21 protein-coding genes are annotated in these 24,151 nt (G+C 58.9%); 5 read left to right on the top strand and 16 right to left on the bottom strand.

Annotation, left to right across the window (positions count from 1 at the left end):
* The first annotated feature begins 60 nt into the window (after positions 1–60).
* From KBY99_RS11620 to KBY99_RS11610, 3 genes are read left to right on the top strand one after another with little or no spacing between them, the layout of a single operon-like run.
* The gene (locus KBY99_RS11620; protein WP_254999194.1) at positions 61–1,152 is read left to right on the top strand and encodes an efflux RND transporter periplasmic adaptor subunit; all 1,092 of its coding nucleotides are present in this window, start codon (positions 61–63) and stop codon (positions 1,150–1,152) included.
* A 24-nt stretch (positions 1,153–1,176) separates the two neighbouring features.
* A complete protein-coding gene (locus KBY99_RS11615; protein WP_409996564.1) occupies positions 1,177–2,304 on the top strand; it encodes an efflux RND transporter periplasmic adaptor subunit in 1,128 nt (375 codons plus the stop codon).
* A 7-nt stretch (positions 2,305–2,311) separates the two neighbouring features.
* Positions 2,312–5,581 (top strand): efflux RND transporter permease subunit, encoded by a 3,270-nt coding sequence (locus KBY99_RS11610; RefSeq protein WP_254999193.1) that lies wholly within the window; start codon positions 2,312–2,314, stop codon positions 5,579–5,581.
* Here the strand turns inward: KBY99_RS11610 and KBY99_RS11605 are convergent.
* Positions 5,578–7,233 carry an alpha-D-glucose phosphate-specific phosphoglucomutase gene (locus KBY99_RS11605; protein WP_254999192.1) on the bottom strand — a complete coding sequence of 552 codons (1,656 nt, stop codon included), beginning with the start codon at positions 7,231–7,233 and terminating at the stop codon, positions 5,578–5,580. The genes KBY99_RS11610 and KBY99_RS11605 overlap by 4 nt on opposite strands.
* Before the next feature lie 183 nt (positions 7,234–7,416).
* On the opposite strand from KBY99_RS11605, the gene KBY99_RS11600 reads away from it, so the two are divergent.
* A complete protein-coding gene (locus KBY99_RS11600; RefSeq protein WP_254999191.1) occupies positions 7,417–7,746 on the top strand; it encodes a hypothetical protein in 330 nt (109 codons plus the stop codon).
* Here the strand turns inward: KBY99_RS11600 and KBY99_RS11595 are convergent.
* From KBY99_RS11595 to sufR, 15 genes are all read right to left on the bottom strand, one after another.
* A complete protein-coding gene (locus tag KBY99_RS11595; protein ID WP_254999189.1) occupies positions 7,729–8,154 on the bottom strand; it encodes a hypothetical protein in 426 nt (141 codons plus the stop codon). The two genes, KBY99_RS11600 and KBY99_RS11595, sit on opposite strands and share 18 nt — an antisense overlap.
* Before the next feature lie 22 nt (positions 8,155–8,176).
* The gene (locus KBY99_RS11590; RefSeq protein ID WP_254999187.1) at positions 8,177–9,391 is read right to left on the bottom strand and encodes an FAD-dependent monooxygenase; all 1,215 of its coding nucleotides are present in this window, start codon (positions 9,389–9,391) and stop codon (positions 8,177–8,179) included.
* A gap of 8 nt (positions 9,392–9,399) precedes the next feature.
* Positions 9,400–9,642, bottom strand: coding sequence for a hypothetical protein (locus KBY99_RS11585; protein WP_315857990.1), 243 nt, complete (start codon positions 9,640–9,642; stop codon positions 9,400–9,402).
* A gap of 86 nt (positions 9,643–9,728) precedes the next feature.
* On the bottom strand, positions 9,729–10,124 hold the full coding sequence (locus KBY99_RS11580) for a hypothetical protein (RefSeq protein ID WP_254999185.1): 396 nt from the start codon (positions 10,122–10,124) through the stop codon (positions 9,729–9,731).
* 247 nt (positions 10,125–10,371) lie between these two features.
* Complete coding sequence (locus KBY99_RS11575; RefSeq protein WP_254999224.1) at positions 10,372–11,355, bottom strand: GGDEF domain-containing protein; 984 nt, start codon at positions 11,353–11,355, stop codon at positions 10,372–10,374.
* Positions 11,356–11,850: 495 nt separating this feature from the next.
* Positions 11,851–12,945: a glycoside hydrolase family 130 protein gene (locus tag KBY99_RS11570; RefSeq protein ID WP_254999184.1), complete on the bottom strand. Its 1,095-nt coding sequence runs from the start codon at positions 12,943–12,945 to the stop codon at positions 11,851–11,853.
* The gene (locus KBY99_RS11565) at positions 12,942–14,054 is read right to left on the bottom strand and encodes a Gfo/Idh/MocA family protein (RefSeq protein ID WP_254999183.1); all 1,113 of its coding nucleotides are present in this window, start codon (positions 14,052–14,054) and stop codon (positions 12,942–12,944) included. The genes KBY99_RS11570 and KBY99_RS11565 overlap by 4 nt, the downstream gene beginning before the upstream one ends.
* Positions 14,051–16,321 carry a glycosyltransferase family 4 protein gene (locus KBY99_RS11560; protein WP_254942439.1) on the bottom strand — a complete coding sequence of 757 codons (2,271 nt, stop codon included), beginning with the start codon at positions 16,319–16,321 and terminating at the stop codon, positions 14,051–14,053. Before KBY99_RS11560 ends, KBY99_RS11565 begins: the two co-directional genes overlap by 4 nt.
* Positions 16,318–17,673 (bottom strand): glycoside hydrolase family 130 protein, encoded by a 1,356-nt coding sequence (locus KBY99_RS11555; RefSeq protein WP_254999181.1) that lies wholly within the window; start codon positions 17,671–17,673, stop codon positions 16,318–16,320. Before KBY99_RS11555 ends, KBY99_RS11560 begins: the two co-directional genes overlap by 4 nt.
* Before the next feature lie 480 nt (positions 17,674–18,153).
* Positions 18,154–19,527, bottom strand: coding sequence for a phospholipase D-like domain-containing protein (locus KBY99_RS11550; protein WP_254999179.1), 1,374 nt, complete (start codon positions 19,525–19,527; stop codon positions 18,154–18,156).
* A 57-nt stretch (positions 19,528–19,584) separates the two neighbouring features.
* A complete protein-coding gene (locus tag KBY99_RS11545) occupies positions 19,585–19,767 on the bottom strand; it encodes a hypothetical protein (RefSeq protein ID WP_254942744.1) in 183 nt (60 codons plus the stop codon).
* Positions 19,768–19,775: 8 nt separating this feature from the next.
* Positions 19,776–20,819 (bottom strand): DUF4912 domain-containing protein, encoded by a 1,044-nt coding sequence (locus tag KBY99_RS11540; protein ID WP_254942734.1) that lies wholly within the window; start codon positions 20,817–20,819, stop codon positions 19,776–19,778.
* Between the two features lie 185 nt (positions 20,820–21,004).
* Positions 21,005–21,766, bottom strand: coding sequence for a phycobilisome rod-core linker polypeptide (locus KBY99_RS11535; protein WP_254999177.1), 762 nt, complete (start codon positions 21,764–21,766; stop codon positions 21,005–21,007).
* 91 nt (positions 21,767–21,857) lie between these two features.
* The gene (locus KBY99_RS11530) at positions 21,858–22,475 is read right to left on the bottom strand and encodes a phycobiliprotein lyase (protein ID WP_409996566.1); all 618 of its coding nucleotides are present in this window, start codon (positions 22,473–22,475) and stop codon (positions 21,858–21,860) included.
* Between the two features lie 394 nt (positions 22,476–22,869).
* Positions 22,870–23,541: an iron-sulfur cluster biosynthesis transcriptional regulator SufR gene (sufR, locus tag KBY99_RS11525; protein ID WP_254999176.1), complete on the bottom strand. Its 672-nt coding sequence runs from the start codon at positions 23,539–23,541 to the stop codon at positions 22,870–22,872.
* 210 nt (positions 23,542–23,751) lie between these two features.
* Between sufR and KBY99_RS11520 the strand changes: the two genes are divergently transcribed.
* A complete protein-coding gene (locus KBY99_RS11520; RefSeq protein ID WP_254937721.1) occupies positions 23,752–24,138 on the top strand; it encodes a ferredoxin-thioredoxin reductase catalytic domain-containing protein in 387 nt (128 codons plus the stop codon).
* Positions 24,139–24,151: the final 13 nt, after the last annotated feature.

The raw sequence follows: 24,151 nt of genomic DNA, 5'->3' as shown, positions 1-24,151 counted from the left end.
CGATCCACCATCACACCCATGCTCCGCCCAGTTGTTTCCCCGCTATTGATTTTCACGGCGATGGCCTCTGCCCTGGTTGTGGGGTGTCAGCAGGGCCGCGAGCCAGCCCCGCGGCTGCCTGTGGTGCAGAGCCAGCGCCTGGAAACTGCCGAATTTCAGGCCAGTTTTGACACCGTGAGCACCCTGGAGGCCGAGGAGGAAGTGGATCTGGCGGCCCAGGCGGGGGGCCGCATTCAGCGATTGTTGGTGCGTCAAGGAGATCGGGTGAGCCAGGGTCAGCTGCTGCTGGTGCTCGACCAGGCCCAGCTCAGGGCCGAGGTGGCCAGCCTGCGCGCTCAGATGCAGACCAACCGCCTCAATTACCAGCGATATCAAGACCTGGCCCGTCAAGGTGCGGCCAGTGCCCTGCAGCGGGATGAATTTCGCCAGGCCTACATCGCTGCCCGCGAAGCCCTGGTGGCGAAGGAGGCCGATCTCGCCTTCAAGGATCTGCGGGCGCCGATCAGCGGCATGGTGGCCGATTTGCGCGTCAAGCAGGGCGATGTGATTGCCGCTGGCGTGCCGATTACCCGCTTGATCCGCAACGACAATCTCCTGGCTCGCATCGATGTACCTGCCACCTATGCCGATCGTGTTCGGCCGGGCCAGAGGGTGCTGCTGCTGGCCGCCTCCAGCTCCCAGCCCCTGGCGGAGGGCCCGGTGATCTCGGTGGATCCGGGGGTGAGCGCCCCAACTCAGACGCTGCTGGTGAAGGCGTCGTTTGCTAACCCGCGGGGCAGCCTGCGTAATGGCCAGCGCAGTCGCACGCGGCTGGTGCTGGATGGGCGCCAGGAGTTGGCAGTTCCCTTCACCGCGGTGACCAGGTTGGCAGGACAGCCATTTATATTTTTAGTGGGCAGCTTGGCTGAGCTGGAGCAGCGGCCAGGCAAGGCTCCCATCGCCGAGCTGCGCCGCTTGCCAAGAGGCACCCTGTTTGCCTTGCAAACTCCGGTGCAGATAGGAGATCTGCAAGGAACCCTCTATCCACTGCAGCGGGGGGGGCAGGGTGTTGCACAGGAAGGCGATCGGCTGATTACCGCTGGCCTGCTCAACCTGCGCCATGGTGCCCCGGTGCAACTTGCGAGGCAGGCCAAAAAGGCAGGCATCCGGTAACTTGCCCTTGGATGCTCAGTGGATGTGAACAGAGCGGTTGCGGTCTCCTCTCTTCTAGGGCTGCTGTGCGCAGGGGGGTGTGCGACCAAACAGGCCTCCCGGCCACCGCTAGTAGTGCAGTCCGAAATCATCGGCGAGGCTGATTTCAGCCCCTCGATTGAGGTGATCAGCCAGCTCAGCTCCACCAGTGATGTGGCACTGCGCCCCGAGGTTGATGGGCGGGTGGTGAAGATCCTGGCGACCCAGGGCCAGCGGGTGAAGGCGGGCCAGCCGATCTTGGTGCTCGACAACGTGCAGCAATCGGCAAACCTGGATGCCAGCAAGGCCGAGGCCCGTAAGAATCTGGTTAACGCGGAACGCTACATCTTTTTGAACGAGCAGGGAGCGGTATCCACCAAGGATCGCGACTTCTACGTGACCCAGGCGATTCAAAGCCGCGACCAAGTGCGCGCCAATGCGGCCACTTTGGGCTACAAATTCGTGACGGCACCGATCAGCGGCGAGATCGGCGATCTCGATACGGTGAAGTTGGGTGATTACGTGCGCCAGGGACAGGCGATCACCGGCATTGTCGACAACTCAAGTCTTTGGACCCTGATGGATGTGCCCGCCACCCGCTCATCGCGGGTGGCGCTTGGCCAGACCGTGCAGCTGGTGACCCAGGGCAACCCGCCTCTATCTGCGACGGGGAAGGTGGTGTTTATTTCCCCTTACTACGGAGTGAGCGGTAGTAGTTCTTCGCCAAACACGGTGCTGGTCAAGGCCTCCTTCCCCAACGCAACTGGCCAGCTCAAAACAGGTCAGTACGTGCGCAATCTGATTGTCACCGGCAACACCCGCCAGCTTTCCGTGCCGGTGCAGGCAGTGATGATGCAGGCCCAACAGCCTTTTGTTTATCGAGTGCTGCAACTCAGCCAGGTGCTCGCCAAGATCCGCGCCTCCACCCAAATTCCTGAGGCGCAGAAGCAGAAGCTTGAGGCCCTGCCGCCCAATACTCCGATCGTGGTGCAGACCCCAGTGCAGCTTGGGGAGCTGGAGGGCAATCGCTACCCGCTGGTCTCCGGCCTGCAGAAAGGAGAAAGGGTGGTCGTCTCAAATACGGCGCTGTTGCGTACCGGCATGCCAGTGAAACTCTCGAGCGGAAGCAACTGAGAAAGGTATGTCACTCTCCGATAATTTCATCAAGCGGCCTGTCCTTACTACCGTTTGCAGCATCCTGATCGTGCTGCTGGGAATCATTGCGATCCCCGGCCTGCCAATTGAAAACCTGCCGAATATTGCGCCACCACTCATTCAGGTGACCTCTAATTACGGCGGTGCTAATTCCATAGTGACGGAACAGGCCGTTACCAATCCGCTCGAGCAGCAGATCAACGGTGTGCCGGGCGCGGCCTATATCTCATCGACCAGCTCAAATACTGGTCAGAGCATTATTCAGGTTTATTTTGAGGAAGACACGGATATCAACATCGATCAGGTAAACGTTCAAAATCGCGTTTCCCTGGCCATGCCTCAGTTGCCCCAGCAGGTCTCGGCAACTGGGGTGTCGGTGATGCAGAGCACCCCATCGATTCTGCTGGCCTATCAGGTCACGTCTAGCCAGGGTCAATTTGATGCTTCCTATATCAACGGCTTGATTTATGAGCAGCTCTACTACCAGCTTGAGCGGGTCCCCGGAGTCGCTCAAGTCAATCTGCTGGGAGGTAGTAACCCTGCCTTCTGGCTGTTTGTTGATCCAAGCAAGCTCAGTGCCAACCAGCTGACTGCCGACCAAATCGTCAGTGCGGTCAAGAGTCAAAACAGCATCGCTATTGGTGGCCTGATTGGTGGTCCGCCAGCCGGAGGAGATCAGCTGTTCGCCTACCCGATCCTGGTGGCTGACAACGGCAACTTGATGTCAGTAGATCAGCTCAATGACCTAATAGTTGGTAAGTCACCACAGGGCAATTTGCTACGGCTGCGCGATGTGGGCCAGGCTACCTACGGGTTTAATACCTTTGCTCAGCAGGCGGTGAGTTACGACGGGTTCCCGTCTATCACCGTTGCGGTATTCCAAACTCCAGAGAGCAATGCTCTAGATGTATCCGAGGCTGTGGTGGCCGTGATGAATCAATTCACCCAGTCAGCTCCGCCTGGGATCGCGGTTAAAGAAATTTATAATATCGGTCAGTTTATTGAGTCTGCGGTTGAAGGGGTAACTGATGCCCTTGGCCTAGCAATTGTGCTGGTGCTAGTGATTCTGTTTCTCTTTCTGCAGAACTGGCGAGCCACGGTGGTGCCCAGTCTGGCGATCCCGATCTCACTCATTGGTACTTTCGCCTTCATCAATGCTTTTGGATTTTCCATAAACCAGCTCACCTTGCTGGGCTTGGTGCTTGCTACTGGCTTGGTGGTGGATGACGCAATCGTGGTAATCGAGGCGGTTTCTAAAAATCTTGAGAGTGGCATGAGTCCACGCAAGGCGGCTATGGCCTGTATGGGTGAGCTAACTGGTGCTCTGATCGCTACATCGCTTGTGTTGATGGCGGTATTTGTGCCAGTAGCTTTTTACCCGGGTGGTATTGGCATCATCTACAAGCAATTCGCCCTCACGATCGCCTTTTCGATCGCCATCTCTACCTTCAATGCCCTGACCTTCTCGCCAATGATGTCGGCCCTGATTCTCAAGTCGGAGCAGCCTCCGAAGCCCAAGGGTTGGGGTTGGACCATCGGTGGTGTGGTAGTGGGCTTGGCCTTCGGCCGCTTCAGCGCCGCATCCTTTGGCGTCGGTGCCTACGTCTTTGGAGTTGTCGTGTTCGGGTTGGCTGGTAGCCGGCTTGCCTCAATTTTTGAGCAATTCAATCGGTTTTTTGCTTGGTTGCAGAGCAGTTATGCCCGCTTACTTGAGGTGCTGATCCGCCGCCGAAAATATGTTGTTGCTGGCCTCGCTGGCGGCATTGTGCTCACCGCGCTTGCTTTCTCGGCCCTGCCCTCGGCTTTCATCCCTGAGGAAGACCAGGGATATGGGGTGGGAATTTTCCAGTTGCAGAACGGTGCCTCCCTCAGTCTCACCCAGCAAACTGGCCTGGAGATTGCCAAGGTGCTCAAGGAGGAGCCTGACATCACGGCGGCTTCGGTGGTTAGCGGCTACGGCTTCAACGGCTCCAGCCCAGACCAGGGTGTGTTCTTCTTCGGCCTTAAGCCCCTTGAGGAGCGTAGTGGTGCTGATCAGAAAGCACCGGCAATTGTGGAGCGACTCAATGCCAAGCTTTCTAAAATTAGCAGTGGTCTAGTTGTTGCAGCCCAACCGCCCGCGATTCCTGGTTTCTCGGCCCAGGGTGGCTTTTACTTTCAGTTCAACGACTTAAGCAATGGCGCATACAGCTTTAACCAACTCGACGCCCTAGCTCAAAAGCTTGTGGCAGCTGGTACGGCATCCGATCAGTTTTCAAGCCTTTACACCCAGTTTATCCCCAGCGCCCCTGCATTTGGTCTGAAAATTGATCGCTCGATTATGGGCGCTCTGAACATCGATTTCCAGCAGGCGATGCAGACGATTGCCGTGCTCGCAGGTGGCAACTACTCAGGCTTGACCTATGAAAATGGCCAGGTGCGCAATATCTATGTGCAGTCAGAGGCTTCCGGCCGCAGCACCCTTGAGGATGTGCTCAGTTACTACGTGCGCAATCGCGACAACAAACTAGTGCAGGTCAGTGAGTTTGCTTCGTCAGAACTCACCAGTGCCCCTCCGGTTATTAGTCACTACAACCTTTATCGAACAATTTTGATTCAGGGTGCGGAGGCGGTTGGTAAGAGTTCTGGCCAGGCCTTGACGGCTATTCAGCAGATCTTTAAGCGGCTTGATTTCAATAATATTGGCTATGCATTCACTGGTCTGGCTTCCTTGCAGCTTTCTGCCGGTAACGCCAGTGTGCTCGTGTTTGGTCTGGGTATTTTGATTGTTTATCTAGTGCTTTCGGCCCAGTACGAGAGCTATGTCACCCCAGTCATTATTTTGATGACAGTCCCCTTGGCCATGCTTGGAGCACTGGTGTTCTTGGCCCTCCGCTCCATTGATCTAAATATTTATGCCCAGGTGGGTCTGGTTACCTTAATTGGCTTGGCTGCCAAGAACGGCATCTTGATTGTTGAGGTTGCTGAGCAGCATGTTGCCAATGGCATGAGCTTTGCGGAAGCGGCTATTTCTGCTGCTGAGTCACGCATGCGTCCAATTCTGATGACCGCGATCGCCTCGCTGGCTGGATTTCTGCCCCTTGTGGTGGCAACCACCGCTGGAGCAAATAGTCAGCAATCTCTAGGCACGGTGATATTTGGGGGGCTACTAGTTGCCACAGTGCTTTCGCTTGGCGTTGTGCCTCCTTTCTATGTGGTGATTAAAAACTTTGAGGCTCGCTGGTTGCCTGAATCCACACCCGAGACAACCGCTTAGGTGATCACGGTGGGGCGATCCATCCCCGTGCGGGTTTTGATTTCGGCCAGTCCATCGATTGCCGTGATCAGCTCGCCGAGGGCGATTTGGGGATCCTGGCTGAGGTTGCCGCTGGGCTGCACATAGCTCTCGAGATACACCCGTAGGGTTGCCCCCTGGGTGCCAGTGCCTGAAAGGCGCAACACCACCCGGCTGCCGTCATCGAGCAGCAGTCGCAGCCCCTGGCCGGTTGTGAGGGAGCCGTCCACTGGATCGGTGTAGGCGAAGTCGTCGGCGGTAGCGACGCTGCGGCCGGCGAAGCTTTGGCCCACCAGCGCGGGCTGCATCTCCTTGATGCGGTTGTAGAGGCCGTGGGCGGCCTCGCTGGCGATGGCTTCGTAGTCGTGGCGAGAGTAGTAGTGCCGGCCGAAACGGCTCCAGTGCTCGGCCATGATCCTGCTCACCGGTGCCTGCTTCCTGGCCAGGATCTGCAGCCAGAAAAGCACCGCCCAGAGGCCATCTTTTTCGCGGATGTGGTTGCTGCCCGTGCCGAAGCTTTCCTCACCGCAAAGGGTGATGCGCCCCGCATCGAGCAGGTTGCCGAAGAATTTCCAGCCCGTTGGCGTTTCGAAGCAGGCCAGACCAAGCTCCTTTGCCACCACATCGGTGGCGGCGCTGGTGGGCATCGAGCGAGCCACACCGGCTAGGCCATCGGCATAGCCCGGGGCCAAGGTGGCGTTGGCGGTGAGTACCGCCAGGCTGTCGCTTGGGTTCACGAAGCAGCGCGCCCCCAACACCATGTTGCGGTCGCCGTCGCCATCGCAGGCGGCACCGAATTTGTAGGCATCGCTGCCCATCAGCAGCTCGGCTAGGTCATGGGCGTAGGTGAGGTTGGGATCGGGGTGGCCGCCGCCAAAATCTTCTAGGGGGATGCCGTTGCGCACCGTGCCCGCGGGAGCGCCAAGCAATTCTTCGAAGATCCGGCTGGCGTATGGGCCGGTCACCGCGTGCATGGCATCGAAGGCCATCGGAAAGTCGCCCCGCAATAGATCGCCGATCTGGTCGAAGTCGAACAGGCGCTGCATCAGCGCTACGTAGTCGTCTACGCCATCGATAACCTCAACCTGCAGGTCGCCAATGCTGCTGAGCCCTGGCGTTGAGAGGTCGGGATCGATGCAGCCTTCGCAGATCCGATAGCCGCCTAGTTCCAAGGTGGCGGCGTAAATCGCGTCGGTGATCGATTCCGGCGTGGGGCCGCCGTTGGCGCCGTTGATCTTGACGCCGAAATCGCCATCGGGGCCGCCGGGGTTATGGCTGGCCGAGAGAATCACCCCGCCCACGGCGCCGTGTTGACGTATCAGGTGGGAGGCGGCTGGGGTGGAGAGGATGCCTCCGGTGGTGGTAATCAGCCGGGCCACGCCATGGGCGGCGGCCATGCGGGCGATCACGTTGATGGCTGCGAGGTTGCCGTAGCGACCGTCACCTCCCACTACCAAGGTGCCGCCGGCCACGCCTGGCAGCACCTGCAGGCTCGCTTCGATGAAGCTCTCCAGGTAGTGGGGGGTCTGGAACTGGCGACTGCTCTTGCGCAGACCGGAGGTGCCGGGCTTCTGGTCGCTGAAAGGCTGGGCCAGGGAAATCTGCCGAATGCTCACGGGATTACTGCTGGTCATCGGCCGAATCCACAGGGGCACTGGGGCACCAAATTAGCCTTGGCTTGTCACCTTTTCAGAACTGACTAGCTTCCAAGGGAAGGCAGTTGATTGGGGACAGGGGTGTTGGCCGAAAACAGGTTTGCCAGTGGGCACATTTGGAGATTGGCTTGCTTAGCTGGCTTGGCGCTAACAGCCAGCTCCTTGGCGGCCACAGAAGCCGGCCGGGCGGCAGTGATGGGGGGAGCCCGCGCCCTTCCTTTGGCGGAGGCGGTGCAGCGCAGTCGGTTGGCAGCTGAAGCAGTGATCCAGCGACGCGGCAAGGAAACCTGCCTGCGCGGCAAGCTCACCAATGCCTTACTGGGCCTGTCAGCCAGCTGTGAAGTTGCTGCTCAGAAGGATGGTCTCTGTGCCTTGGCCGATCAGGCGGTGGTGCAGGTCGGCTGGTCGCTGGCTTTTATGGACAGCACTGCCCAGCAGGTGCTGAACCTGATCGAGAGCCAGCCGGGACCAGGATCAGGACCCCGGAATTAGGTTGAACACACCTTTTTTCTCCTTGGGTTTGGTGTCGGTTTTGCTCGGGGCGACCGAGCGGGTCTGCTGTTTGCAGAAGGGGATCACGTCCTGGCCGGCTCGGTTGAGAGCTTCGCGCCTTTCAAAAGTGTTTGTGGTAGCTGGCTTTGCCCGTTCGCGGATCGTCCAGATGGCGTCCTTGCAGGTGGCGCCAAGGCGGGGGTGATCCATCAGCGGATCGGCCATGGTGCTTGCCTTGCCGCAGGCTTCAATTGTGTTGTCTCTTCCGCAGGCGAAGGTTTGGAGCTGGAGCTCGCGCAACAGGTCCATGGATGGGTACGGCGGGTCCTTGGGTGCTGCCTGTAGGGGTGCAGCCAGCAGGGCGATCAGGCCAAGGGCAAGTGCGGGATCAATCCGAGGCGCGGCCATGGTTCCACCGGGGTTGCTCCCATCATGGCGCTCCTGGCAGCTGGGCTAGTCCCTGGCGCAGCGGCTGTTGCTGCTGGCTCCAGTGGGCAGCGATCGCGGGGCCCACAAGGGGTGCGGCGATCGCCAGAGCCCCCCGCAACCAACCCTGCTGCCGCAACTGCTCTCCCCGGGCTGCTTCAGCAGCCTGCAGGGTTTGCATGCTGATGATTTCGGGCCGCCGCTCCGCCTCAATTTGGACGGCCACCCCATCAAGGGCAGCGCCGCTGCAGCCACTGCTGAGCAGAGGCAACAACCGCATGGCGGCTACCCAGGCATCACGCAGGGCCATGTTGATGCCCTGGGCTCGCACCGGTCCCATCGGGTGGGCCGCATCGCCAAGCAGTAGCAGGCCCGGTTGGCACCAGCGCTCCGCTAGTCCCACCTGCACCGTCAGCCGGCTGGGCGACCCCAATCCGTCGCGCCACTGCCGTAGCCAGGCCGCTAGCTGAGGCGGACTCAAGGCTGCCATCCGCTCGATCCAGCCTTCTCTGCTGAGCTCGGGTGTGGCTTGAGACTTGCCCACAACCCAGCCCAGCTGCACGCCGCCGCTGGCGCTTTCGAAAGCGCTGAAAACCCCCTGGGGCCCCACCAGGGTGGTGAAGGAGCCAGCTAAGGGCGAGGCCGCGGGACTGGCCAGTTGAAACCAGAGCAAGTCGATCGGGCTGGGGCTGCTCTGCAGCGCTAGCCCTGCCTTCTGGCGCACCAGGGAGCCCCGGCCATCGCAGCCGATGACAAGGTCGGCAGGTAGCTGACTGCCATCGCGCAGTTGCACCCCCGCCACCCGCTCCTGCTGCCACAGCAGGTCAACCACCGGTTGGCCCCGCTCAATCGCAAAGGAGGGGTAGGTGCTGCCCCGTTTCAGCAGGGCCTCCAGCAGGGCCGGCTGGCTCACCAGGGTGCAGGGCCGGCTCGGATCGCCGCCGAGGGGCTCGGTGGCGGTGAATAGCTCCTGGCCATTCACCACGAAGCGCCATTCCACCAGGGGCCGGTGGGGCAGGCCTGGAATCAGCTCGAGCAGCCCCATGGCCGCCAGGCCCTCTAGCCCTGAGGGCATCAGCGCTTCGCCGCGGAATTGACGCTCCAGGTTGGTGCCGGCCTCCACCAGGGTTACGGCCACACCGCCACGGGACAGCAGTAGGGCCAAGCTGGCCCCCGCCGGTCCGGCACCCACCACCACCACCTTGGGGCGGTGGCTCAAGGGGCCACTCAAACGAAGGAGTTGTAGTTGCGAGTGCCGCCGCTCACCGGGTCGACATGGCCCATCAACTGGCTTTTTTTGCTGAGCAAATATTCCACCAGCTCCTGCTGAACGGCCAACAGTTCATTGGTGCAGCCGCGGAATGCGGCTCGGTGGCGTATTTCATCGTGCCGGGTGTGCAGGTCGCGCAGCATCAGCTGGATGGCATCCAGGGTGGCCGACGTGTTGCGGGAGGCCGGCGGGGCATTCAAGGCACGCTCCGTTCCACTGACCATGGCCACAGCATTGAGGGGAAGGCCAAGCGTAGGAGGGGGGCCGCCTGGATCACGGCTCCCGATCAGCAGTCGCCAAACAGGGTGCTGGACACCTGATGGAATGTTTCAAAGGTGTCTTGGTGATCCAGCCCGCTCACTGCCAGGGAGACGGTCTGCTGGCGGGGGTTGCATTCCACTGCCAGGCTCACTGCCCTGGCGCCATGGTCGGCATGGAAAGCGGCGCTCTGGCCGTCAACGGCGTAGAGGGTTTCAGGGGCATGGGTGAAGCCGAGCTGGTTGGCCAGCAGGCTGATGCCGGCGAGGGACTGGGCCAGACTGCCGTCGCAGCGGATGGCAGTGGTGTAGACCACTGGCGCAGCGGGGGTGGTGTCCTCACCTGGCAACACCAGGGAGCTCGCCAACGACTTCATCAGGCTGCCGGTCTTCGCCAAGCTGCCGGTCTTCGCCCAGGTCTTCATCGGCGTCGTAGGCCATCCGAACTATTGAACTTTAGGAGCAAATCACTAGATGTGGTGTTTGGGGTTGCCAGAGGCCCACATATGGTGGGTGGAGCGCCCATCCCACTCTTTCCCGACTCGGCTGCGCTGAACCCAGCTCCATCAAGGGTTGATCTGTTGCGATTGCTGGCCCGGTCTGCTGAAGGGGCTCTGTTCTCGGGAGACGAGCGACCTTGCCTGTCCGACTCGGATCAAGGAGGTAGGACGTTTATTCCGAGATTTCTTTGCTGACGAAGCAATTGCGACCCCTCGCTTTTGCTTCATAGAGCAACTTGTCAAGCTCTTGAATCACGTCTTCAAAAATAACTTTAACGCCAGAGGCGCAATAAAGTATGCCTGCACTCATTAAGATGCCTTCGGAAAAATCAGAGACTCGTTTGGCTTGGCTTCGGAGATCATCTTGAATGGCGCTGAGCCAACTTATGGTTTCATCGGGCAACTGCGAGGGAATGGCGATTACAAATTCGTCGCCGCCAAATCTTGCAGCAAATGCCTGATCTCCTAATTGCGCTGATAATGCAGCTCCAACCCGCTTCAGAGCCTCGTCTCCTCTTGCGTGTCCGTAGTTGTCATTGATCAACTTGAAGTTGTCAATGTCAATCATGATCAGGCTAATAGGCTCCTGTGCCTGAGCCTTTAGTCGCAATTTATCGAGCTGCTCAATGAATGCGTTTCTTCGCAGGCATCCGGTGAGCTCATCGATGTTGGCGCTGGCGTGCAAACGACTGTTTGCCTGTTTCAGGATCTCAAGCTGACGCTCGAGCTGACGTCTTTCCCATGGATGGGCGTTGGCCGAATTGAGGTTGCTAGATGCGGCTTCCTCACTGAGGGCATCCCGTTGGGCTTGGCCTGAGAGCTGGGCAACCATGCCTGTCACCTCTATGGCTGTGCCATAGGTGCCGATCACCTCTCCATTCTGATTGCGACGGGATCGGGCGGTGTAGGCCAAAATAACAGGCTGCCCGTCAATACGTAAGTGCTTAGTGATGTGGTTGTTTACTGAGTCACCAGCTAGTAATCTCTGAAATATCTGCAGGTCGTAAGGCAATTGATCAGAGTCAACTCTTTCGGTAAAGAAATGACCTAGCAGGCCTTCGGGGGCGATGCCGTAAATGGCATTGCACGCAGAGTTAAGGTATGACCATTTCCCTTCAATGTCGACCTCCCAGAATAGATCTGGATGGCTCTCTATCAGCTCTTGTGGGAAATTAAGATTTGACGCAAATTTGGGAAGATAATTATGGCTATTTTGGGGCGGGGGCAGGCCGTGCTTGCTAAATAGTTATTCCGAGAATTCTCGGGTGAGGTATCGGCGTCAGTCATGTATTAATCGTTTTGCAAGTGCTAGGGAATAGGTATCCGCTGGGGCCCCGGAGGCGTGCAATTAAAATTTAAATGCTCTGCATTTTTAGTGATTTTATGCCATTATGCATCGCCTTGGTGTAATGCGTATCAAATCTTATGGCCAGGCATGGGTTAAGGCTCTTAAGTGTTCTATGCATAGCTTGCATAGAGACCTGGCTTCCAGTGTTATTGGTACATCTCAGCGATCCCAGTTCTCCCCTGAGCCAATATTTAGAACTGAGGTGGTGTGAGTTTGGCTTGAACCCCTCTGAACACTGCTGCCCCGAGCAATTGCTTGTGCGCCATTCCTTCAATGTATGGGCAATGAATTCAGGTTCAATGTTCATGCGCCGATGGGTGACTGCCGATACCTCCAATTCTGGCTGCTGTCGCTGATCAGCAGATCAGCAAGCCCAAGTTCCACTACGCAGGTGGCGGTGTCAGCTGCTCCGGCGTAGATCAGCAGTGAATCCTCCTGTTGGATGATCCCAGTGGGGAACACCACATTTGGCACAAATCCCAGACATTCATACTCCATCTCTGGTGCCAATATCTGCTCTCCTGCGCTAAGAATCTTCGAGGGCTGATCGAGATCCAAAAGCAGCTTTCCAGCCCCATAGCTGCCGATGCCGCTTTCACCTTCGCCCTTATTGTTGCCGTGATAGATCACCAACCATCCCTCCTTTGTGCGGATCGGTGGTGTGCCCGCGCCGATGCGGCCGCAATCCCAGCCTGCACTAGAGCCCAGCAGGGGCTGGTGCTTGCCCCAATGCAGTAGATCGGGTGATGAGGCCAGCCAAATCTCCGGACGGGAAAAATCATGGGCAGTGGTGGGCCGATGCAGCGCGAAATACTGGCCGCCGATAAGCTCCGGGAACAGCACCACATCCTTGTTTTCCGGGCAGAAGATCGGCCCGTGGAACTTGAAGGAGCTGAAATCAAGTGTAGAGGCCAAAGCTGTTGCCGCACCGTGGGGGGATACGGCTACATAGGTGATATAAAAATGACCATCAATTGGCGTGATGCGGGGATCCTCGATGCCATAGCTGTCACAGCCAAGGCTGGGCCGGAGGATTTGCTGCTCACTGGGCTCGATCTGGCGACCGTCGGCGCTGCGAACCACGCGCAGATGGGAGGTGGAAGTGAGCCGCAGTAGGCCCGTTTCCCTGATCTTCACCACCCTGGCATCTTCAACAATTAGTTCCTGCTCAGCCAGCCAGTCGATAACTATTTTTCCTGCCTCCAGATCCCAGCGCGGCAAACCCACGAAACCCGGCCGGATCTGCCTAGGGGCCTCTGCAACCCTGATAAGTAGCACAACTCCCTGCTCCGTTGTGACGGCGCCTGGATTGAAGGCGCCAACAACTCGCATGTCTTGCTGAGAAGGGGCAAGCTGCTCAGGGGTCAGCAGGCAGCTGCTAAATAAACGGGGTCTCATCCGCCAGGCTCAGCTAGCTGCGTTGCCGCGCAGGCCATGGCGAGGGAGTTGCGGCCATTTTCCTCAGTGATCAGCCGTTGATGGGAACGATCGGCAATCCAGGCGATCTGGTCGGCGAACAGTGCCCGCAGCAGCTCGCAATAACGGCGCATCTTCTCGGCCTCCAATCCAGCATGAAGATCGATCTTCTGATAGGTGTCAAAGTCTTTGTGGCGTCCACGGGCCAGGCGCTTAGAGCCGCTATAGCTTTCGAGAACATCAAGCCTGGCGTCAGGGAAAATCTGCATCAACCTGCGCAATTGCTCTTCATCCACCACGGCCCGCAGCCGGACCCGAGTAGGTACCCATTCCTCCAGGGTCAATTCACCGTGTTCAAATAGCAGCCTGAATTCCTGGCGCTCCAGCCGCGCCGGCTGGGTGAAGCCGTGATAGAAGTTGATTAGGGCACCATTGCCGTAGCGCACCACGCACTGCACCTGCTCCTCAATGCCGGAGCCTGGGCGCAGAGTCCGCTGGGAGGAGACAACCTTTCCCTTCCCCAGCCAACCTTCGAACAGATCGAAGAAATGCACGCCATGTTCAATGAAGATGCCGCCACTTTTGCTGCGATCCCAGAACCAGTGCTCGGCTGAAAGCCCCTCATCGCCGGCGGCATTATCAAACCAGCCATGCAGGCACTCGCCGATCACCTTGGAATCGATCAGTTGGCGCACGGCCTCAAATAGCGGGTTGTAGCGCTGCATCAGGTTGGCGATGCAGAGGCGATCGCGGGAGCGGGCCAGCTGCAATAGCTCATCAGCTTGGGCCAGGCTTAGCGCCAGCGGCTTCTCGCAGATCACATGCTTGCCTGCCTCCAGTGCTGCACGCACCTGGGCGTAATGGAGGAAGGGCGGCGTGGCGATGTAAACAAGGTCAACCTGATCAAGTTGGAGCAGGCTTTCCACCTCCAGGGTTTCAGTAACTCCGAAACGGCGGGCCATGGCGAGGGCCGCCTCTCGATGGGTGCCAGCCATGGCTACCAGCTCGGCCCCCTCAACTTGTAGAAACTGCTGGAGGGCAAACAGGCCAAACCCTCCCGCTCCTATGGCGCCGATGCGGATCTTATTCATGGCTTGGGGATTGAATGGCGAGCGAGTTCGAGTAGTCGCATTTCCTGCAGAGCCAGGAGGAAGGCCAGGGTTGATTCGGCACCCTGGTTCATGTTGACGCTGTCGTCTTGAAGACCGTCAAAGCAGCCGCCAGTGCGTGCGTCATAGAGCGGCAGGTGCAGGTCGTTGTCGCCTATGAACCAGGCAAAGGCTCGCCAGGCCTCGCGGAGCCAGAAGCTATCGCCCGTAGCTGACCAGGCCTCAACGCAGGCCGAAACTGAAGCGCAGGCCTCCAGTGGTTGCTGGTCGAAGGTGGCCCGCTGCTGGCCCCGGCGGTAGAAGCCATTGGAACCAATTGGCCTGAAATGGCCAGCTTCAGCGGTTTGCTCTGCCATCAACCAGCGCAGACTGCGCAGACCCACATCAAGGGCTTCGCTTCGATTTGACCAGCGGCCGCTGAGGATCAGGGCGTGCGGCAGTGAAGCATTGTCGTAACTGAGCACCTGCTCAAACCAGGGCCATTCATCAGCGGAGTTCTGATTGAAGGCCATCAGCAACTGATCGGTGAGGGTATCGCGCATCAGATCGACGGTTCGATCGCCACTCAGCTTGCGCAGATACTCGTGGATAGCCTTGAGTCCAAGGGCCCAAGCCCGTGGGCTTGTTGTTTTGGTGACCGAGGGCAACGCCATCTGAAACAGATCCACTGCCCAGTGACGCAAATCATTGCGGCGGGATCTCCCCACACAGGCAGCCAGGGCTAGCAAGGTGCGGCCCAGGCAATCATCGGAGCCGTCTTCATCGAGCCAGGTGCGCTCGAAGCTCATGAAGTTATGAAATCGGCACGTTCCAGGGATGTAGGCATAGTTAATGAACGATGCATAACAAGTGGCCAGTGCTTGTACATCGGGCGTGGCGTCGCCCGATTCTTCCAGCATTACAAGTAATTGCAGTGCGCGAACATTGTCATCCGTACAATATCCTTCCTTGAAATTGGGGAACGTGAATTTGGCGTGCTGATAAATACCTGTTGAATCCGAGATTCTCTTCAGGTGCTCAATCCTCAGGGCTGGAAGCTCGCGCGGTTCCTGCTCCAGGGGCTTGATTGGGGAGTGCAGCACCACTCCGTTGCCACGCTCTAGTCTGGCGCGCTCAAATGAGCTGGCATAAAGTTCAGCCACCTGACTCCAGATCATGCCCCTACCCAGTAGGTAGGCCTGCTTGCGCATGGCATGTCTACGCACTTCATCGATCAACAAACCGATCAGTGCATCGGCAATTGCATCACTGTTGTGAAAGGGCACTAACACGCCCCGGTCTTCAGCAAGCAGCTCTTCTGCGTGCCAGTAGGGGGTGGAGATCACCGCCTTGCCGCAACCGAAGGCATAGGAGAGGGTGCCGGAGGTGATCTGATCACGGTTGAGATAGGGAGTGATATAAATATCCGCAACACCAAGAAAATCTTTAAGCTCTTCAGCGCTCACAAACCGGTTGTAAAAGATCACCTGCTTTCTCACCCCAAGCTCAAGGGCAAGCCTCTCAAGACTTAAGCGATAGGTTTCGCCCTGCTCGCGTAGCAGGTGGGGATGGGTGGCACCCAATACGATATAGACGACCTCGGGGAACACCTTGACCACCTCAGGTAAGGCCCGGATAACGTTTTCTATCCCCTTGGCTGGCGAGATCAGCCCAAAGGTAAGAAGAACTTTTTTGCCCTCAACACCAAACTGATCTTTGTAATAGTTGGGATCTACAAACGGCATGTCTGGCACGCCATGGGGGATCACATCAAGATGATCTGCTTGCAACCCGTAGATTTCCTCAAGAATTCGGCGTCCCCTTTCACTCATCACAATGATCCGTGATGAAAGTGCCACGAGCTCTTTCATTACATGCAGATGTTCGGCGCTGGGCTCCTCCAGAATCGTATGGAGTTGGGTAACCACAGGGATATGGACATGGCGCAAAAGAGTAAGGATATGGTTGCCAGCCGGCCCGCCATAGATGCCAAACTCGTGCTGGAGGCAGATGACATCGGTGTCGGTGAGATTCAGAAAATCGGCAGCGCGGCGATAGCTGCTCAAATCCTGTTCTGCAATCTCAAAACGAACTTCCGGTGGATAGGCGTAGCCTTCGGGAACGTCGTTTACCGCAACGATGAAGCATTCGTTGTCGGCTGCGTCGTCGGAGAGAGCTCGATAAACCGAGTGTGAGAAGGTAGCGATCCCACATTTTCTTGGCAGATAGTCGCCAATGATTGCAATTTTTCGAGTAGATCTTGGCTTCAAGGATATTTCTCCAGTGGGTTGGCCTTCAATTCTCGCAATAACTCCTTAACGGATACGGTGGCAAAAGTGGCTGACTGATCGCTCATGGCGTAAGGTATGATCAGCTTATCGGCATGGATTAGTGATCCGCAGCTATAGACAACATTCGGAACATATCCCTCTCTCTCCTGCTGAGTTGGCTCTAGCAGGGGCTCCTTGAGGCGGCCGATCACCTGGCCGGGATCGTTAATGTCGAGCAGAATCGCACCTATGGTGTATCTACGCATCGGCCCAACACCATGGGTCAGTACCAGCCAGCCAGCTTCGGTTTCGATTGGGGAGCCACAGTTGCCAATCTGAACGAACTCCCAGGGGTAGGTGGGCCGCATCAAAATACGCTTTTCGTACCAGAAGTGCAGCTGGTCTGAATACATCAGATAGATATTCTCTCCATCCTGCCTGGAAAGCATGGCGTAAGAGCCTCCCAGTTTCCTTGGGAATAGGGCCATGCCCTTATTTGCCACTTCAGGGCCGTTTAAGGTGCTTATTTTGAACTGGGTGAAATCTTTGGTTTCCAGCAACTGAGGGAAGACAAGCTGACCGTCATAGGCGCTATAGGTCGCATAATAGGTAGTTTGACCGTCTTCCTTGAAGGCAACAAATCGTGCATCTTCAATGCCTCGACTTTCGGTAGGAGAGGTGGGGAAGATAGCCCGCTCTGAGCAGTCGTCACCTGGGTCGAAGCTGAGCTCGTAGTTTGCGCGTGCCAGCGATAGTACGCTTTCCACTATCTGCGCGCTGTCTGTATTGGCGAGACGATCACTGCGTAGGACCTGGTTGGTTAGCTGCTTGAGTTTCTCAAAGCTGAAAGAATCAGGTAGCTGATCCATCAGCCGCTGAGCAAGATGCGAAAGCAAGCCCATTTCAACAAGCTTTCGCTCGAAAAGATGCTTGTCATAGCTTGGGTTTGGATGCACATCAGCAGCTGCCACAAAGGGGCTCGGCTGATCGAGGGCGATGCCTCCCTGTCGGTCGATTACGCCAGTGCGAAAAACAATTGAGGAGATATGGCCTTCGCCCGTCGCCCGTAGGCTTAGGAGAAAGCGCATGCTGCCTTCATCGATTCCCGACTGATCCGGATGCCGCACGATTGACGGATTGAAGAGAGCCGCCGCTTCAAGGGAATATTCCAGCGTGAAATAGGCACCGATCAGCAGCCTTTCGCAGCGGTTAAGAGGCCGATCGGTGATCAGATGCTCGCTCACATGGCCGAAACGAGTGAGCAGAAAGGCCTGCAACTTTTCATGGCGGCCTTCAAAGCTCTCCAGCATGATGGAGGCTTCGCGCTCCGCCTCGGAGCGGCTTAGGGCCATGACCCGAGCAACAATTCGTTGAATGCGTTCCCTGCCACTCGTTTCGAAGGCCCTTAAAAAAACCCGCGAAGGGTCCGGTCGAATTTGAATATTTGTTCTGTTGACCTGAAGTGACATAGTTTATAGCCTGCCTTAGGGATCAAAAAAGCTAGAAATAAAAAGGTCGGGTTAAAAAAGGTATGAATATTGTTGCCTTTGTGTTTGGTGCCCGTTCAGGCCTGGATTAGCGCTGCGAATATTTGCCTTCCTTCACCCTAGATGCTGGTTTCAATTCTGGTTGCATTTCAGGTAAAAAATACTTGCGATAAGGTCCCTTGATGCTGCGATTTCAGTAGCGGACTCGCTCTCGTCTCCAGTGGCCGTCCGTACGTTGATTCCGGTTCAGCGGCTGCAGAACGAGTAACCCCTCCGCAGGGTCATCCAGGCGCTGGTCAGGAGCTGCTGCCAAGCGAGCTTGTTGTTGTTCCCACTTCTTCCCGCTTATCCCCTCTGCACCCCGCTGCCGCAGCGGTTGCGTTGCCGTTCCTGCTTGCGTTGCAGCCGCTCGGTGATGCCGAGCTCAGCGCCTTTCCAGAGCCGATTGATTTCAGAGGTGAAGTGCCCTGCGAGCATGGGGGAGTCGAACACCAGCAGGGTTTCGTCGTTCTGGTGGGCGGCTGATGGGCTCCAGTTGAAGGAGCCGGTGATCACGGTGCGGTTGTCGATCACAGCCAGCTTGTGGTGCAGTTTGTCGCCGCTGGCCAGGCGTGGTGTGCCGACACTCTCGAGGGGGCGCTGCCAGGGGCGGTTCGCTGCCTCCACGCCGCAGCGGTGATCGGGCAGCTGGGTGCCGAGTAGGTCGAGCACCTCACTGAAGGCCCGGTTCGCGAAGCCGGGATCGGCCAGCAGCCGGATCCGCACCCCCTGCCCCGGCAGGCGGGCCATGGCATCGGCCAGCCGCTGCTCCGACAGTACGAACAGGGCCATGTCCAGGTGTTTGCGGCTGCCCGAGAGCAGCTCCTCCAGCAGCCGTAGCCCCTGGTGGGGATCGCTGCGACGATGGGGGGCGAACAGCACCGTCACCGGCGTTGCCCCCACCAGCAGCTTTTGGGGAGCTCCGCCGCCCTTGCCTAGCCCAAAGCGGCTGTCGGGCTGGCCGCCGGGGCCGTCGCCCCACATCCGCTCAAACTCGGCCACAAAGGAGTTGGCGAGTTCACGGCTGCGCAGACGCAGTAGGTGATTGACGTTGCCGCGGCTGCGGTCTGCCCCCGGATCGCCGTGGATGCAGGAGGGGGTGAAATTGGCTGAGCCTGTGACCACCACCGCCCTGTCCACCACCATGAATTTGTGGTGCATGAGGCCACTGCCGGCGCTGCCATCGGCGGTGTCGTCGATCAGGGGCACGCCGGCCCGCTGCAGGATCGCCACAGCGTCTCCCCAACCGAGGGCCTTGAGCTGCTCATGGCGGGTGCGCTGGTGTGGGGCCAGATCGGCCGGATGTTCTTCGCTCCAGGGGCTGCTGTAGGTGTTTTCCAGCACCACCTTCACCGTCAGCCCCTCGCGGTGCTTAGCCGCCAGCGCTTCGGCCAGCTTCGGCAGCGACAGCTCCTGAACCGCTACCAGGATTTCCTGCCGCGCCGACTGAATACTGGCCAGCACGAAAGCCTCGAGATCGTCGCCCTGACGCCATTGACCGTTGATCGGGCTGCGGTAGCGGCTGGTTTCGGCGTGGTTGAAGGCCAGCTCGATCCCCTTGGGCACGGGCTTGGGCCGGGCTGACTGGCCCAGTAGCTGGGCGTCAGCGCTGCAACCAGCCAAAGCCAAGGCCATAAGGCTTGCCCAGGCAAAGGGTTGGCGCGGCGAAAGGTTGGCCATGGCAGCCCTGGGCGGTTGAATCCAGGGTTCCCACATCGAATCAAGCTGAGGCTTTACCTAGTGGTGGCCGGGCATCTCGGCGGTGCGCAGCATCACCACAAACCAAGCAGTACCAATCAATACGGCGCTGAGCATGGCGGCTGGTAGGCCGAAGCGCATCAACACAACCGGCACAATCAGCGGAAATGCCAGTGCTCCTGCCATCGGCGTGAGGGCTACGGCAGAGCGCTTCAGTGCCAAGACTCGATTTAGAACCATTCGCTTACGGCCTTTTCGGCTGGGTTGCTGTTGTCTTCAGGGGTAGAGCGGCTGAATTCAAGGGTGATGTTGCGCTTCTGCTCGCCATCGGCGGCGACCGCTTCGATCGGATAAAGCTGCTGACCATCGCGGAAGGGCACTTGCACTCGGAAGGTGCCATCGGCGGAAAGGGGCACCTCCTCACCGCCAATGGTGAGGCGGGCAGAGGGATCGGTTGCCCCATACACAATCAGCTCAGCATCAGCCACAAGCCAGAACGAGCGTTGACGGGAAGCGACCCCGCCGATGCCGGAGGCGTTGCGGCCACTGGCCCAGATGCCGGCACCAGATGTGTTGAGTTCACTGGTGTCTAGGCCGGCTGCCTGTAGCTCATGGAAAGCCTCAGAACCCCTGCCAAGACTGCGCCAGCGGGCTGTGGCCGTTTGATAAAGGCGTTCGTGCAGTCCTGCATCGGCTGGCTCCACCGGCGTCGGCAGGATGGCTGGAGCCGTTTCCAACGAAAAGGGCACGAACTGATCGAGTATTTGCTCGCTGGGGTGCTGGGCCGGTACCCGTGCCACTGAAGAGAAGGCCAGAGATATCCAGCCGCCGCCGCCTTTGCGGTAGCCGAGTTCCACCCGGTAATCCCGATCGCACAGGGGTACGGGTAGATACCACTCGGTGGCATGGCTGTCGACCACCACTTCCTGCAGGGTGTGGGGGTGGGCTGAACCGCCCGGCAGGCCAGTTACGTCGGCGACGCGCAGGCAAAGCTGGGAGGCACCAGTTGCCAGGGCTGAGGCCCGATCGCTTTGGGAGATATCCCAGAACACGTAGGCCCACTGGGGATCGCGGGGCAGAAATACGACGCTGGTATTTGCTGCGCTGGGGCGGGGAGCTGGGGGTAGCTCTGCTTCGATTGCCTTGAGACTGATAGGCGTGTCCTCCTCCTCCTGGCGATCATTGATGGCGGCTAGGAGTTCATCCTTGGACTTACGGCTGTACAAGCCCACCCCAAGGTCGCTAGCGACCTGGCGAAGCTGACGCAGGGTCATGCGTGCCAATGCGGTGAATGCCTGAGTCACAGCAACAGATTTCTTTTGGGATCAGTGTGGACGAGTTTCTCCTGGCTCGGGTAGCTCGATCTAGAGCCGTCAGTAGATGCTGACGGCCTGGGTGCTGATGGCCCATAAAAAAGGGCGGCCTTTTGACCGCCCGGGGATTTAGTTGGGGACTGGCTTCAGCGGCCGATGCTGCGGTAAGGAACCTTGGACAGATAGTCCATGCTGACGCTGCCCGATGCACCGCCTTGGCTGCGCATGGCAGGCAGATTGCGTACCCAGGGGAGGTAGTCCTCGGGGAAGCCGCCACGGCGCTGACGGGAGCGAGCTGGGATCGTTTTGGCGGTGCCGGTGTACACAACTTGGGGGAAGCCCAAGATGCCGCGGTAATAGGCCTCGTATCGCGGAGTGGTGATGTTGAAGGGGGTTTCGCCCAGATCCCGGGAGCCCACCACACGGTTGCGGTGGAAGGGAACGGTGTCGTAACCGAAGGCATCCAGGTATTCCTGGCCGTTGAGGATGTCGTCAACCATGCCCTTGACCCCGCGGGTCATCAGCACGGCCGCCCAGGCGATCTCCTCAGACCGGCCGTGGGTGGGGCGACCCAGAAGCTTTTCCACCAAGTGGCGCACCACTCGGTAGTTGCTGTTCAGGTTGTAGAAGCTGCGGGTGAAGGTGTCTGAGAGACACAGGGAGCGAATGAAATCCCGCACACTCATTTGGCCATCTCGCAGCTGGCTCTCCAGTGTCAAGTTGCGGTCGACCTTGAAGGCATAAAAGAAAATCTGTCGATAACACGACTCAATGACCAGATTTAGGTCTTTGGGATCCATTGCCATGTCCATGGACATGGCTTTGGGGTCCTCATCCGAGCCCACCCGTAGCGGGTCAACCCGCGAGTTTTGGGTAGTGGGCGCGTATTTCAGGAGGGGCAGGGCCACACAACTTCATCATCCGTCGTTGCTGATCGTAGAAGTGCAGCCGCGGCCGGCTTCGGCTGGCCGAGACAGGGCTCACAGTCCGTAACGTTCGTCACCATCCCAGGGGAGACAGGGGCTGCTCGGAAACGGGCTCTTGGGCTGGGGTTTTGGCCCCAGGCTGCGGGCTGTCTAGCAGCCGTGTCTCCACGCAGAACGACGCCGTATTGGAGAGGCCCTCCACCGTGCTGGTGCGCAGACGCACATTGGGGCCGGCAAAGCTGAATCGCTCCAGGCTGGCCATGGTTTCGTAGCCGGTGGTGAGCAGTAACCCATCGCGCTCGTCCATGGCGAAATGGCCTGCCACGGGGGCGGTTTCGGCGTAGCCACGGTCGCGCAAAAGCAGGCCGGACCGGCCGAGCTCATCGGTGGGGATCAGGCCGAAAACGCTTTCCCCTTCGTGGGCTTCTCCGGCTTTATCCCACGCCATTGAGGCGTTCCAGGTCACCCGGCAGCCTCCAACGAGGCCGGCGGGATCTTCGCCGTGGAGCTCGGCGATGGCGATCAGGCGGGGGTCGGATGCGGCGATCTCCACCACCTCAATGAAGGAGCCTCCCGCCTCAGCTCGCCGGTGCAGCAGGTGATGGCTGCTGCGCTGGGAGCGCCAGCGACCGCAGCTAAGGCGGAAAAAGCTGAGGGCGTCGGCGATCGACTCGGAATGGATTTCGCTCACTGGCGTGATGTGGCTGTGAATGTGGCTGGGGCTGTGGCTGTGGCGATGATCGCAAGCCGCGGCGATTAGGTCGCCCAGCTCTAGGGTCAATGGCGCCCGGTTCAGGGTTGCGGCCAGTTGCTGCAGCTGCCCGCCCGCCGCCTCTAACTGCTCCACCAGAACTGCCTGGAAGCAAGGGGTGTCGGCGAGCGCGGGCTGCTGGCTGGCCCAGGCGCAAATCGCGTCATGGCCTGGGAGTGCCCCCGCGAGCTGGTGGGTTGCGATCGCCTGCAGGCAGCGCAGGCTGTGGGCCAGAAGGCGCAGATGGTGCCGCTCCAAGGTAGGCAGGAGCGTGGCCTCCAGCTCCGCCAGTTCTGCTGCTGAAAGCGGACTTTGGGCCTGGGGTGGCGGTGCTTCAGTCGTCACGGCAGGGCGTCAGGCGAAAGCCGCAAGAGTGACCCTTCTCCAAGCGCCATTGCACCCGATCCACCTGGCAGTCGGGAAAGGTGTGGCGAATTAGCTGCAGCTCCTGGTCGCAGATGCATGGGAATTGCTCGGCAATGCGCATTACGGAACAGTGAAATTCACTGAGCATCCAGGCTTGAGGGTTGGCGGCATCCTGGGAACATTCCGCCAGGTACCCCTCTTGCCGGCGTAGATCCACTAGTTGCTCCAGCCGCTCTTGAAGCGAGCCAGCGCCGATGCGGTGGCGGTAGGCGTCAGCCTGCTGAATGGCTTGTTGTTCTAGGAGTCTCTGCAGGGTTTCAGGTGGCAGGTTGACAGCCAGAGATTGCAGCAGGCCGAGGGCGAAATGGTCGCTGCCATCAGGAAATTGCCCCTGCCCCTTGGCGGTAAGGCGCCAATAATTTCTGGGCCTGCCCGGACCCTCCGCCGAAGGACTTGCCTCGACCAGGCCATCGTCTTCTAGGCCCCGCAAATGGCGACGCACAACCTGCACCGACATCGCCAGGTGTGCGGCTAGGGCGCTCGCGGTGGCCTCTCCATGCCTAACCAGCAAGGTGAGGACCGTATCCCGGGTGGATGCCGGATCGGCGTGCTGGTGAATGATTTCGGGAATGGCGCTCACGGCAAAGGCCGGTTGAGACAACGATGCCACGACTGGCGGGAGGTTGGGGATTGGGCCCCGCTGGCGGCCTTGGTGTCTTAGGCTCAATCCCTAACGAAACACGTTGGTTTCGTAATGGTCTGCCGGCAAATCCGATTGCTGGCTGCCGATGGCACCTGATTCCAAGGTGCTGTTTGACTACCGCCTTCTGATCACCCTCCCTTTCGAGCCATGTCCGACACTCCGGCCAGTTCGACCGCTGAGAGCCCCGCAGGGAGCTCGCCGGCGCACTCCGACAGCTTGGAGGTGATCCGAAAGTTTGCTGAAACCTACGCGCAGCGCACCGGTACTTACTTTTGTAGTGATCCCGGTGTGACCGCGGTTGTGCTTGCTGGCTTGGCCAAGCACAAGGATGAGCTTGGTGGTGCCCTATGCCCCTGCCGTCATTACGAGGACAAGCAGGCAGAGGTTTCCCAAGCCTTTTGGAACTGCCCTTGCGTGCCTATGCGGGAGCGTAAAGAGTGCCACTGCATGCTGTTTCTCACCGAGGACAATGCTTTCCGCGGTGACCAGCAGACAATTTCCTTAGACGAAGTTAAAGCCCTTACTGCCAGCTGAGTCGGTTTACCTC

The organism is Cyanobium sp. Maggiore-St4-Cus (assembly GCF_024345615.1).
Taxonomy (GTDB): domain Bacteria; phylum Cyanobacteriota; class Cyanobacteriia; order PCC-6307; family Cyanobiaceae; genus Cyanobium_A; species Cyanobium_A usitatum.
Note: the sequence above shows the minus strand (reverse complement) of the source record. Positions and strands in the feature narration are given on the sequence as shown.